The 12,023-nt window shown below is 58.1% G+C and carries 12 protein-coding genes; 6 read left to right on the plus strand and 6 right to left on the minus strand.

Features of this window, described 5'->3' with window-relative positions:
- Positions 1-14 precede the first annotated feature (14 nt).
- Positions 15-641 carry a multifunctional acyl-CoA thioesterase I/protease I/lysophospholipase L1 gene (gene tesA, locus ACB496_RS05345; RefSeq protein ID WP_100780759.1) on the minus strand — a complete coding sequence of 209 codons (627 nt, stop codon included), beginning with the start codon at positions 639-641 and terminating at the stop codon, positions 15-17.
- Between tesA and ybbA the strand changes: the two genes are divergently transcribed.
- The 6 genes from ybbA (at position 609) to ACB496_RS05375 (ending at position 7,847) form a co-directional block, all read left to right on the plus strand.
- On the plus strand, positions 609-1,295 hold the full coding sequence (ybbA, locus tag ACB496_RS05350; RefSeq protein ID WP_371974617.1) for a putative ABC transporter ATP-binding protein YbbA: 687 nt from the start codon (positions 609-611) through the stop codon (positions 1,293-1,295). The genes tesA and ybbA overlap by 33 nt on opposite strands.
- A complete protein-coding gene (ybbP, locus tag ACB496_RS05355; RefSeq protein WP_102104259.1) occupies positions 1,292-3,706 on the plus strand; it encodes a putative ABC transporter permease subunit YbbP in 2,415 nt (804 codons plus the stop codon). The genes ybbA and ybbP overlap by 4 nt, the downstream gene beginning before the upstream one ends.
- 176 nt (positions 3,707-3,882) lie before the next feature.
- A complete protein-coding gene (locus ACB496_RS05360) occupies positions 3,883-5,034 on the plus strand; it encodes a porin (protein WP_194512930.1) in 1,152 nt (383 codons plus the stop codon).
- 255 nt (positions 5,035-5,289) lie between these two features.
- The gene (locus ACB496_RS05365) at positions 5,290-6,123 is read left to right on the plus strand and encodes a MetQ/NlpA family ABC transporter substrate-binding protein (protein WP_371974618.1); all 834 of its coding nucleotides are present in this window, start codon (positions 5,290-5,292) and stop codon (positions 6,121-6,123) included.
- Between the two features lie 58 nt (positions 6,124-6,181).
- Positions 6,182-7,195 carry a virulence-associated ABC transporter ATP-binding protein SfbB gene (gene sfbB / locus ACB496_RS05370; protein ID WP_100777344.1) on the plus strand — a complete coding sequence of 338 codons (1,014 nt, stop codon included), beginning with the start codon at positions 6,182-6,184 and terminating at the stop codon, positions 7,193-7,195.
- The gene (locus tag ACB496_RS05375) at positions 7,188-7,847 is read left to right on the plus strand and encodes a methionine ABC transporter permease (protein WP_371974619.1); all 660 of its coding nucleotides are present in this window, start codon (positions 7,188-7,190) and stop codon (positions 7,845-7,847) included. Before sfbB ends, ACB496_RS05375 begins: the two co-directional genes overlap by 8 nt.
- A 4-nt stretch (positions 7,848-7,851) precedes the next feature.
- Here the strand turns inward: ACB496_RS05375 and mnmH are convergent, their stop codons facing one another.
- From mnmH to ppiB, 5 genes are all read right to left on the minus strand, one after another.
- Positions 7,852-8,922 (minus strand): tRNA 2-selenouridine(34) synthase MnmH, encoded by a 1,071-nt coding sequence (gene mnmH, locus ACB496_RS05380; protein WP_371974620.1) that lies wholly within the window; start codon positions 8,920-8,922, stop codon positions 7,852-7,854.
- Between the two features lie 98 nt (positions 8,923-9,020).
- A complete protein-coding gene (gene purK, locus ACB496_RS05385; RefSeq protein ID WP_100777341.1) occupies positions 9,021-10,088 on the minus strand; it encodes a 5-(carboxyamino)imidazole ribonucleotide synthase in 1,068 nt (355 codons plus the stop codon).
- Positions 10,085-10,594 carry a 5-(carboxyamino)imidazole ribonucleotide mutase gene (gene purE / locus ACB496_RS05390; protein WP_100777340.1) on the minus strand — a complete coding sequence of 170 codons (510 nt, stop codon included), beginning with the start codon at positions 10,592-10,594 and terminating at the stop codon, positions 10,085-10,087. The genes purK and purE overlap by 4 nt, the downstream gene beginning before the upstream one ends.
- 119 nt (positions 10,595-10,713) lie before the next feature.
- Entirely contained in the window at positions 10,714-11,436 is a 723-nt protein-coding gene (gene lpxH / locus ACB496_RS05395; protein ID WP_107704304.1) for a UDP-2,3-diacylglucosamine diphosphatase, read from the minus strand.
- A 3-nt stretch (positions 11,437-11,439) separates the two neighbouring features.
- Positions 11,440-11,934: a peptidylprolyl isomerase B gene (gene ppiB, locus ACB496_RS05400; protein WP_107704116.1), complete on the minus strand. Its 495-nt coding sequence runs from the start codon at positions 11,932-11,934 to the stop codon at positions 11,440-11,442.
- Between the last annotated feature and the right edge of the window lie 89 nt (positions 11,935-12,023).

Consider the following 12,023-nt stretch of genomic DNA (forward strand, 5'->3'; position numbering starts at 1 on the left):
GGATCTCCGCTTAATTAAGAGTCATGTTTAACTAGAGGAGCCAGTCGAGTCGCCATCCAGTCTGCAATAAAGGGCTGGGCGTCGCGATTGGGGTGAATACCGTCATCCTGCATCCATTGCGGTTTCAGATAGACCTCCTCCATGAAAAATGGCAGCAGCGGAATATCGAATTCTTTGGCAAGCTTGGGATAGATGGCGCTAAAGGCCTCATTATAACGGCGTCCGTAGTTCGCAGGCAGACGAATTTGCATTAATAACGGCTGCGCGTTGGCGGCCTGAATATCCGTAATAATTTTGCGTAAGGTTTCTTCTGTCTGTTGCGGCTGGAATCCCCGCAGACCGTCGTTACCGCCCAGTTCGACCAGCACCCAGCGCGGTTGATGTTGTTTGAGCAAAGCGGGCAGGCGCGCAAGCCCCTGCTGGGACGTATCGCCGCTGATGCTGGCATTCAGCACCGGCGTTTGGGTCTGCCACTTATCGTTGAGCAGCGCAGGCCAGGCGGCAGTGGCCGCCATCCGGTAGCCCGCACTCAGGCTGTCACCCAGCACCAGTAACGTGTCCGCCGCAGCGGCGCGAAAGGTCATCAGAATCAGAAACAGGAAGGGCAAATGCCAGCGGAAAACATTGTTGCAGTTCATCATCTTAAGAAGTCCGTCGGTCAGGGTGAGCACGAGCTATCCATCCTCACCGGAGTTGAACTCGTTGTCAAACGCGCTGAAACCATTGCGCTGATTGGTGAATCCGGTTCCGGTAAGTCCACCCTGCTGGCGATTCTGGCCGGGCTGGACGATGGCAGCAGCGGGGAGGTCAACCTAGTCGGTCAGCCGCTGCATAAGCTCGATGAAGAGGCGCGTGCGGCGCTGCGAGCAAAGCATATCGGCTTTGTGTTTCAGTCCTTCATGCTCATCCCGACCCTCAATGCGCTGGAAAACGTTGAGCTGCCGGGTCTGCTGCGCGGTGAAAACGCCAGTCAGAGCCGCAGCGGTGCAAAAGCGCTGCTGGAGCAGCTTGGGTTAGGCAAGCGTCTGGATCATCTTCCGGCGCAGCTTTCCGGTGGCGAGCAGCAGCGTGTGGCCTTGGCGCGGGCATTCAACGGTCGCCCGGAGGTGCTGTTTGCCGATGAACCGACGGGGAATCTCGACCGGCAGACCGGCGATAAAATTGCCGATTTACTCTTCTCCCTCAACCGCGAGCACGGCACCACGCTGATTCTGGTCACCCACGATCCGCAGCTTGCCGCCCGCTGCGACAGACGTCTGCGTCTGGTTAACGGGCAATTGCAGGAGGAAGCATGATTGCACGCTGGTTCTGGCGCGAATGGCGCTCGCCCTCGCTGTTGATTGTCTGGCTGGCGCTGAGTCTGGCGGTGGCCTGCGTGCTGGCGCTCGGCAGCGTTAGCGATCGTATGGAAAAGGGCTTAAGTCAGCAAAGCCGCGAGTTTATGGCGGGCGACCGCACCCTGAGCAGCTCACGCGATGTGCCGCAGGCGTGGATCGATGAGGCGCGTAAACAGGGGCTGAAGGTCGGTCAGCAGTTGAGTTTCCAGACCATGACCTTCGCCGCTGATACGCCCCAGCTGGCGAGCGTGAAAGCGGTCGACGACATCTATCCCATGTACGGCGAGCTGCAAACCGAGCCGCCGGGCTTAAAACCGACGGCAGGCTCAGTGCTACTGGCCCCACGGCTGATGGCGCTGCTGAACCTGAAAACCGGCGACAGCATCGACGTGGGCGACGCCACGCTGAAAATCGCCGGGGAAGTGGTGCAGGAGCCGGATTCCGGCTTTAACCCCTTCCAGATGGCACCGCGTCTGCTGATGAATACCGCTGATGTGGCAAAAACCGGAGCCGTACAACCGGGCAGCCGCGTCACCTGGCGCTACAAATTTGGTGGCACGCCTGCGCAAATCGACGCCTACGAAAAGTGGCTGAAACCGCAGCTGAAACCGGAACATCGCTGGATTGGCATGGAGCAGGACGACGGCGCGCTGGGGAAATCCCTCGAACGCTCGCAACAGTTTTTACTGCTCTCTGCGCTGCTGACCATGCTGCTGGCGGTTGCTGCCGTGGCGGTGGCGATGGGGCACTACTGCCGCAGCCGCTACGATCTGGTGGCGATCCTGAAAACCCTCGGCGCGGGCAGGGCGCAGCTGCGTAAGCTGATCGTCGGCCAGTGGCTAATGGTGCTGGCGTTGTCTGCCATTACCGGCGGGGCGATTGGGCTGCTGTTTGAAAAAGTGCTGATGATCCTGCTGAAACCGGTGCTACCTGCCGCACTTCCGCCAGCCAGCCTGTGGCCGTGGCTGTGGGCCATGGGGGCGATGGTGGTGATTTCGCTGCTGGTGGGGCTGCGCCCTTATCGCCTGCTGCTGGCCACGCAGCCGCTGCGGGTGCTGCGCAGGGATGTGGTCGCCAGCGTCTGGCCGCTGAAATTCTATCTGCCGGTAGTGGTAGCAGTGGTGGTGATGTTGCTCGCCTGGCTGATGGGCGGCAGCATGTTGCTGTGGGCGGTGCTGGCCGGCGCCGTTGTGCTGGCGCTGCTGTGCGGCGTGCTGGGCTGGATGCTGCTGAACGTGCTGAAAGGGCTGACCTTGAAATCCCTGCCCGTGCGTCTGGCGGTGAATCGTCTGCTGCGCCAGCCGTGGTCCACTCTCAGCCAGCTGTCGGCATTTTCACTCTCCTTTATGCTGCTGGCGATGCTGCTGGTGCTGCGCGGCGATCTGCTTGACCGCTGGCAGCAGCAGCTCCCGCCGGAAAGTCCGAACTATTTCCTGATTAACATCGCACCGGAGCAGGTCACGCCGCTGAAGGGTTTCCTGTCTGAGCATCAGATTGTGCCCGAGTCGTTCTATCCGATTGTCCGCGCGCGGCTGACGCAGATTAACGGCAAGCCGACGGAGGGGAATCAGGACGAGGCGCTTAACCGTGAGCTGAATCTGACCTGGCAGGACAAGCGCCCGGATCATAACCCGATTACCGCCGGAAACTGGCCGCCAAAAGCGGGTGAAGTGTCGATGGAAGAAGGGCTGGCCGCACGGCTGAAAGTTGGTTTAGGGGATACGGTGACCTTCACTGGCGATACCCAGGACTTTAGCGCCAAAGTGACCAGTCTGCGTAAAGTGGACTGGGAAAGCCTGCGTCCGAACTTCTTCTTTATCTTCCCGTCCGGGGCGCTCGACGGGCAGCCGCAAAGCTGGCTGACCAGCTTCCGCTGGGAAAACGGCAATGGCATGCTGACGCAGCTGAACCGCGAGTTCCCGACGGTGAGCCTGCTGGATATTGGCGCGATCCTGAAACAGGTCGGCCAGGTGCTGGAGCAGGTAAGCCGTGCGCTGGAGGTCATGGTGGTGCTGGTCACCGCCTGCGGCCTATTGCTGCTGCTGGCGCAGGTGCAGGTGGGAATGCGACAGCGCCATCAGGAGCTGGTGGTGTACCGCACGCTCGGCGCGAGTAAATCCCTGCTGCGCACAACCCTGTGGTGCGAGTTTGCGCTGCTGGGGCTGGTGTCGGGACTGGTGGCGGCCATCGGTGCAGAAACCGCGCTGGCCGTGCTTCAGACCAAAGTCTTCGACTTCCCGTGGGAGCCGGACTGGCGGCTGTGGCTGATCCTTCCGGTCTCCGGCGCAGTGTTGCTCTCCTTGTGCGGCGGCTGGCTGGGAACGCGTCTGCTAAAAGGCAAAGCCCTGTTCCGTCAGTTTGCCAGTTAATTCCCTCACGTGATGATTACGCACCGGTTTATATACTGGTGTGTAATCATTTAGTAGCACAAATCGATAATACCCCCACTTTTAGCAGCACAAAACATTAAAAACCCAACACCACGGCTCGTTTAATTCCGGATATTATTTGTCTGCTAAATAATTAGCAGCGTGTCTATCAAGGAATAATAATGACCATAAAAAAAACAGCGCTGGCGGCAACGATCGGCGCGGCAGTGGCATTGGCGTCTTTCGCAGCACAAGCGGAAATCACCGTACTGAAACAAGATCCGCAGGCGGGCAACCCCCTGAGCCGTCTTAACTTCACCGTTGGCGGCAGTATTCGTCCTCAGTTCAACATGATGACGGGTGACGGCGACAAAGGTTCTTACAAGCGTAACGGCTTCGACGGCGGTACACGTTTCCGTTTCGCCGCAGATTACTACCTGTTCGATGACATCAGCTGGATAAGCTACTACGAGCTGGGTGTGAACATTCCGGCGCTGTTCGACTGGGATAATCACTACGCAGAAGGCGCGAACAACACCTCTCGCCGTATGCTCTACACCGGCCTGAAAAGCGATACCTGGGGTACGCTGACCTTCGGTCAACAGAACAGCGTCTATTACGATGTGGTGGGCGCGAAAACCGATATCTGGGACTACGACATGATCGGTCAGGCTCCGGGTAACGGCATTAACGGCGACTACGACGGCTCTTATCGTTCACGCAAAATGCTGAAATATAAGAAAACCGTGGGCGATGCCGATATCTACGCCTCCTACCTGTTTGAAGACGGTGAATACCTGCCAGGTAACGGCCTGCGTTACAAACGTAAAGGCGGCGGTTCACTGGGTCTGGATTACCACCTGACTACCGACCTGACCTGGGGCGCGGCGTGGAACTACACCCGTGCGGATATGCGTAACCCGGATAACGGCGACAGCAAATCTTACGACCAGAACATCCTCGGTACGGCGCTGAGCTGGACCCCGGACAACTGGACCTTCTCCGCAGGCGGCGGCTGGTATCAGAACTTCATGACCACCAAAAAAGTGTCTGTGAACGACTACTTTGCCGGTGATGCGTGGGGTATTGAATACTTCGCGGGCTACAAAATCCCGGTTGGCCAGTATGCGCTGAAATCCGTTCAGCCGTACGTGATGGGCGATCGTATTGAGTATGTGAATGGCCGCAACTACCAGCGCACCGATAATGGCGTGGGTGTGAGCTTCCAGCTGGATTACGGTTTCCGTGTTGATTACGAGCACGTCTTTACCTCCAGCACCGACGACCTGGGTGATATGAACCTGGTACGTCTGCGTTACGACTTCTAAGTCTGAACGCGTGGCCCTGGTGGCACGTTGCTACCGGGGCCACGAACTGTGCCGATCTCCCCGTTCATATACGCGCACGGTCTATCCTTTCCCATAAAACGCATTTCCCAATTTCCTGCACATTCAACGACATATTCCGCAACATCATGAAATAATTTCAAGGACAGCCGCTTGTGATCTGTGTCATGTTAAACAGACTCTGCCCCGCATCGTACGGGGCATCACAACGTCACACCGCTTTGAAATGGAGATCTCATGGGAATTCGTCATACGTTTCGCGCCGCCGCCGGTGCGCTTTTGCTGCTCTGCGGTTTGCAGACCGCCCACGCTAACAGCGATCCGCACGCCATTGTGTTTGGCGTCGCCCCAGGCCCTTACGGCGATATGGTGAAACAGGCCATTGCCCCCTCGTTGAAAGAGAAGGGCTACAAAGTCGTGGTGCGCGAATTCAGTGATTACGTGCAGCCCAATATGGCGCTCTCAAATGGCAGCATCGACGCTAACCTGTTTCAGCACTCGCTCTATTTTAATAAGTTCACGGCGGATAAAGGGCTGAAACTGACCAAATTACTCACCGTGCCGACCGCGGGAATGGGCTTTTACTCGCGCCAGATCAAGAGCCTGGATCAGCTTAAAAAGGGCGATATTGTGACCCTGTCAAACGACCCGACCAACCTCGCGCGCGGCCTGCGTTTCCTGCAGTCCCTGAAATTAATCACCATCAAAGACAACATCGATCCGACCAAAGCCTCTGAGCGCGATATTGCCAGCAACCCGAAAGGGCTGGTCTTCAAACCGCTGGAAGCCGCGCAGCTGCCGCGCACGCTTGATAGCGTCACGGCCTCGCTGGTGAACGGCAACTTTGCGATTGCTGCCGGGCTGGATCTCTCCAGCGCTCTGGCGCAGGAGCATCTCGATGAAAACCTGAAAAATATCATCGCCGTACGCACGGAAGATGCGGATAAACCCTTCGCGAAAGATATCGTGGCGGTGGTGCAGTCCCCGGCCTATAGCGCGGTGATCGACGATCCGAAAAACGTGTATACCGCTTTCCAGAAACCGGACTGGATGACGGCCGCAAAACCGTAATCGCGTAACCGATCGACAGGGCAGCCGAGTCTGCCCTTTTCGCATTTCTGAGGTAGTCATGATTGAGTTAGACAAGGTATGCGTCGACTTCCAGACAGGACGTGGACCTTCCACCCGTGCGGTTTCCGACGTCAGCCTGACGATTGCGGCGGGCGAGATTTTTGGCATTGTCGGCACCAGCGGCGCCGGGAAGAGCACGCTGCTGCGCACCCTCAACGCGCTCCAGCGCCCAAGTGCGGGCCGCGTGAATGTTAACGGCGTGGAGATTTCTGCCCTCGACGGCGTGAATTTGCGTAAAGCACGCCAGCGTATTGGCATGATTTTCCAGCATTTCAATTTAATGCATACCCGCACGGTGGCGCAGAACGTGGCGTTTAGCCTCAAAGCCGCCGGATGGGCGCGCAGCAATATTGCCCCGCGCGTGGCGGAGATCCTCGCCCTGGTCGGGCTGACGGACAAAGCGAATCGCTACCCGGTGCAGCTGAGCGGCGGGCAGAAACAGCGCGTGGGGATCGCCCGTGCGATTGCCAACCATCCTGACGTCCTGCTCTGCGACGAACCGACATCCGCGCTGGATCTGGAAACCTCGGCCACCATTCTGGCGCTGCTGAAGCAGATCAACCAGCAAATGGGGATCACGATCGTGCTGATCACCCATGAGATGAACGTGATCAAATCTATCTGCGATCGCGTGGCGGTGATGTCCGGCGGCGAAGTGGTGGAGCTGGGCGAGGTGTTTGACGTTTTTGCCCATCCGCAGCATCCGTTCACGCAGCAGCTGGTCTCCCATACTCTGAACCTGACCCTGCCGGAGCGGTTGCAGCAGCACCTGCCGGGGCAACTGCTGAAAATTCTGTTTATCGGGGATTCCGCCGAGCAGCCCGTGCTCTCGGATGTGGCGATTAAATTTGGCGTGGCGGTGAATATTCTGCACGGCAAAATCGAGTACATCGGTGAACGCGCGCTGGGGATTCTGGTGGTGCAGCTAACGGCGGATGACCCGTCCGTGGTGGCGTCTGCCGTGGAACATATTCGTCATCGTACAGCCCAGGTGGAGGTGATCCGTGGATGATTTAGTGGCCGATCTGGGCCTTGCGTTTAACGAAACCTTCCAGATGCTGAGCATCTCAACGGTGCTGGCGATAATTGGCGGCCTGCCGCTCGGCTTTTTAATTTTCGTCACCGACCGCCACCTGTTCTGGCAAAACCGCGCTGTCTATATGGTGAGTTCCGTGCTGGTGAACATTATCCGTTCGGTGCCGTTCGTGATTCTGCTGGTTCTGCTGCTGCCGTTGACGCAGCTGCTGCTCGGCAACACAATCGGTCCGATTGCGGCGTCGGTGCCGCTCTCCGTGGCGGCGATTGCGTTTTACGCCCGTCTGGTGGATAGCGCGCTGCGAGAAGTCGACAAAGGGATCATCGAAGCGGCAGAAGCCTTTGGTGCCAGCCCGATGCGGATTATCTGCACCGTTTTACTGCCGGAAGCGAGCGCCGGGCTGCTGCGCGGCCTGACCATTACGCTGGTGAGCCTGATCGGTTACTCGGCGATGGCGGGAATTGTCGGCGGCGGTGGGGTAGGGGATCTGGCGATCCGCTACGGCTATTACCGTTACGAAACCCAGGTGATGGTTGTCACCGTGATTGCGCTGATCGTGCTGGTGCAGATTGTTCAGGTGCTGGGCGACTGGCTGGCGAAACGCGCCGATAAGCGCGATCGCCGTTAGAGAATCAGGCCGCCAGCCAGGCGGCCACCGCGTTAAATTCGCCCCGAAAGACAATTTTGTCGGCTTTTTTCGCCAGCTGAAAGCGGTACATCGGGTCGTAATAGTCATTGAGCAGTGGCGCAAGCCAGGAATAGTGCGCCTCGGTACGTCTGGTGCGCTGCTGCTCGATGAGCGCGGAATCAAGTAAGGCGCTGAACTCTGCAAACCGCTGTAACCCCAGACGGCGGCGGATGGCGAACAGGCCATGGTGCAGATAGTCGGTGTACTCCTGCCAGCCTTTTTCTTCGCCGAATGCGGCTGAAAAATCCTGCCACATGTGCGCGAAATACTCCTCGCGCAGGCGTTCAAGACGAATATCAAAAGGATCGTCCACCACCACGATAGGCGATTCCGCCATGCGGTCGCGCAGACACTCCGGCAGATGGTTGGAGCCAATCATGCGGCCTTCGTCTTCCAGCACCCAGCGTGCGGCGACCTTTTTCAGCAGTGCGACGGCCAGGTGATTTTCAAAACTGGCTTGCGACAGCTGGGCATTAAGCGTGCGGCCAAAGGATGAGCCGCGATGACGCGCCAGCCCCTCCAGGTCGATGCCCGATGCGTGCTGTTTGACCAGCAGCGTTTTGCCGCTGCCGGTACAGCCGCCAATCAGCACCATCGGCTTTTGCACCTGTTCGGCGGTGGCTTGGATCGCGGTCTGACGCAGGGCTTTGTAGCCGCCCACAATCAGCGGGTAATCAATGCCCACCGCGTTTAGCCACGCCTGGGCAATGTGCGAGCGCTGTCCGCCACGCGCACAGCAGAGATAGCCGCCAGGGTTTGCCAGGCAGGCGTCGCGCCAGGCGTTAATCCGCTCTTCCCGCGTGTCGCCGCTGACCAGACTATGGCCCAACGCCAGCGCGGCTTCTGGCCCCTGGCGTTTGTAGCACGTGCCCACGGCGGCGCGTTCGTCGTCGGTCATCAGCGGCAGATTGAGCGCAGCAGGCATGGCGCCCTGAGTGAATTCGATCGGCGCGCGAACGTCGATTAAAGGGGTATCGGCGGCAAGGATCGCGCGATAGTCCGTTCCATCGTTCATGAGAAGTCCTGAAGGAAACAAAACAGCAATAGGCGGGGATTTTACGCGCGTTGAAAGATGCCGGGGAAGGAAAAGATCAACTCCCCGACATTTAGACCTTATTTGAGTTTGCTTTGCGCCCAGGCGATGCCGCTTGCGTACTCAGGTGGCAGCAGCGGAACCATCGCTTCGAGGGTGGCGCTCAGGCGGCCAGCGTCGTCATCGTTCAGATTGAGATGCCCGACTTTACGGCCTTCGCGCACCTCTTTGTCGTACCAGTGCAGATGGACCAGCGGCAGTTTCAGCCAGTCATAATTCAGATCGGTACCGATGAGATTGATCATCACCGACGGGCTGTTCACCACCGGCTGCGGCAGCGGCAGATCGGTGATGGCGCGCAGGTGCAGCTCAAACTGGCTGATAGAGGCGCCGTTTTGCGTCCAGTGGCCACTGTTATGCACGCGCGGGGCGAGTTCGTTGATCAGCAGACCGGCTGGCGTGATAAAGCACTCCATCGCCATGACGCCGACGTAGCCCAGCTCATGCATGATGGCTGAGAGCATATCTTCGGCCTGCGCCTGCTGAGCGGCGTTCGCCTGCGGGAACACCACGCTGGTGCGCAGAATGCCGTCCTGATGCAGGTTATGGGTCAGGGGATAAAACACCGTGCTGCCGTCATGGGCGCGCGCGCCAACCAGCGACACTTCGCCGCTAAAATTGATCCCCTGCTCGACGATACATTCGCCGTAGCACTCGTCCGGCAGCTCGGCGGTTTCGTTCGCACGCAAACGCCACTGGCCGCGCCCGTCGTAGCCGCCGGTGCGACGCTTCACGATCGCTAGCTCGCCGAGGGTCTCGAAGACCGCCGGCCATTCGCTTTTATCCGCCAGCAGTTGCCACGGGGCCGTCGCCAGGCCCAGCTTGTCGAACAGCTGTTTTTGCGTCAGTCGGTCAGCAATAATCGGGAATACATCGCGGTTCACGAAGGCATTATGACGCGCCAGCTCGCGGGTTAACGCAGTTTCCGGCCAGCGCTCGATTTCAGCGGTGATGACGCTTTGCTGAAACGGCACGGCTTCCGGCTCGGCGTCCAGCCCGACGGGCCAGACGCTGATGCCCAGCGGCTCACCCGCCTGACGCAGCATTCGGCCCAGCTGACCGTTTCCGAGGACGCAGACTTGTTTCATGCCTCACCTCGCGGATCCGGATTCTCCAGCACCTCGTCGGTCTGGGCTTTACGCCACTCTGCCAGACGCTGATGTAGCTCTTTATCGTGTGTTGCCAGAATTTGTGCCGCCAGCAGTGCAGCGTTCGCGGCGCCCGCTTTGCCAATCGCCAGCGTACCGACCGGGATCCCGCGCGGCATCTGTACGATGGAATAGAGGCTGTCGACGCCGCTCAGGGCAGCACTTTGCACCGGCACACCCAGCACCGGCACCAGCGTTTTGGCGGCAATCATGCCTGGCAGATGTGCAGCACCGCCCGCACCGGCAATGATCACCTGATAGCCGTTCTCTTCTGCGCCTTCGGCGAAGCTGAACAGTTTATCGGGAGTACGGTGCGCGGAGACCACTTCAATATGATGTGGAACGTTCAGGATTTCGAAGATTTCGGCGGCAAACTGCATGGTAGCCCAGTCGCTTTTGGACCCCATCACGATGGCGACACGCGCCGGATTATTGCGGGAAGACATGCGTCTTAAAACTCCTGTGGGTGCGGAACACACTGCTTTGAGGGCACAGAGAATAGCATTAAATCACGAGTAGGAAAACGATTGCGTAGCGATGATTTCGGCAACAAACAGAGGGGGGATTAAAACGGGAAAGGGATCAGTTCTATACCGTCTGGCGTGACTTTTACCATTGAGCCTTCCGTGTGCCACGCGCCTAACACGACGCGGTGCGCGGGCTCGCCGTTAGCGGATAGCGTGTGGACGTCCGGGCGATGGGTATGGCCGTGGATAAGCCATTGCACGCGATGTTTTTCCATCACCTCGATAACCGCCTGCGGATTCACATCCATGATGGACAGGGATTTGCTGCTGTTGGCGGCTTTACTGCCTGCGCGCATTTTAGCGGCAATGCGGTTGCGGATAAACAGCGGCAGAGCGAGAAACAGGGTCTGAATCCATGGCGTATGGACTTTGGCGCGAAACGCCAGATAGCCGGTATCGTCGGTGCAGAGCGTGTCGCCGTGCATGATCAGCACCTGGCGACCGTAGAGATCGAGCACCTGTTCTTCCGGCAGCAGCGTCATGCCGCTTTCACGGGCAAAGCGTTTGCCAATCAGAAAATCGCGATTGCCGTGGATGAAGAAGCAGGGAACGCCGGAATCAACCAGTGCTTTAATGGCGGCGGCGATTTCACGGTGCAGAGGGTTGGGATCGTCGTCGCCAATCCAGGCTTCAAAGAGGTCGCCCAGAATGTAGAGCGCATCGGCAGAGCGGGCTTCGCCTTGTAAAAAACGCAGAAAACCGGCGGTGATCGCCGGTTCTTCTGTTTGCAGATGGAGGTCTGCAATAAAGAGTGTCGCCACCAATTACTCGCTGACGGTCACGCTGGTAATGATAACGTCTTCTTTAGGAACGTCCTGGTGCATACCGCTGCGGCCAGTTGCCACGCCTTTGATTTTCTCAACCACGTCCATGCCTTCAACCACTTCTGCGAATACGCAGTAGCCCCAGCCCTGCATGCTTTCGCCGGAGAAGTTCAGGAAGTCATTGTCAGCCACGTTGATGAAGAACTGGGCAGTCGCAGAGTGTGGAGCCTGGGTACGCGCCATTGCCAGCGTACCACGGGTGTTTTTCAGACCGTTGTTCGCTTCGTTTTTGATCGCTTCTTTGGTTTCTTTCTGGTTCATGCCAGGTTCAAAACCGCCGCCCTGAATCATAAAGCCATTGATCACGCGGTGGAAAATAGTGTTGTTGTAGAAACCTTCGCGGCAGTAGTCCAGGAAGTTTTTAACTGTTTCAGGCGCTTTATCGTCAAAAGTTTTGATGACGATATCGCCATGATTAGTGTGGAAAGTAACCATTTTTGCATCCTGTTCCGGTATTGTGGTACGTCGACCTCTGTAAGGTCACAGATAAGAGGGCTGTTATAGCATAACCGTAAGACGGGATC

It is taken from the genome of Lelliottia nimipressuralis (assembly GCF_041464075.1).
GTDB lineage: Bacteria > Pseudomonadota > Gammaproteobacteria > Enterobacterales > Enterobacteriaceae > Enterobacter > Enterobacter nimipressuralis.

What these genes read in the sequence shown, in the direction of transcription:
- ybbA (WP_371974617.1), top strand. Translation starts at nt 609, where the DNA reads ATGCCAGCGGAAAACATTGTTGCAGTTCATCATCTTAAGAAGTCCGTC.
- tesA (WP_100780759.1), bottom strand. Translation starts at nt 641, where the DNA reads ATGATGAACTGCAACAATGTTTTCCGCTGGCATTTGCCCTTCCTGTTT.
- ybbP (WP_102104259.1), top strand. Translation starts at nt 1,292, where the DNA reads ATGATTGCACGCTGGTTCTGGCGCGAATGGCGCTCGCCCTCGCTGTTG.
- ACB496_RS05365 (WP_371974618.1), top strand. Translation starts at nt 5,290, where the DNA reads ATGGGAATTCGTCATACGTTTCGCGCCGCCGCCGGTGCGCTTTTGCTG.
- sfbB (WP_100777344.1), top strand. Translation starts at nt 6,182, where the DNA reads ATGATTGAGTTAGACAAGGTATGCGTCGACTTCCAGACAGGACGTGGA.
- mnmH (WP_371974620.1), bottom strand. Translation starts at nt 8,922, where the DNA reads ATGAACGATGGAACGGACTATCGCGCGATCCTTGCCGCCGATACCCCT.
- purK (WP_100777341.1), bottom strand. Translation starts at nt 10,088, where the DNA reads ATGAAACAAGTCTGCGTCCTCGGAAACGGTCAGCTGGGCCGAATGCTG.
- purE (WP_100777340.1), bottom strand. Translation starts at nt 10,594, where the DNA reads ATGTCTTCCCGCAATAATCCGGCGCGTGTCGCCATCGTGATGGGGTCC.
- ppiB (WP_107704116.1), bottom strand. Translation starts at nt 11,934, where the DNA reads ATGGTTACTTTCCACACTAATCATGGCGATATCGTCATCAAAACTTTT.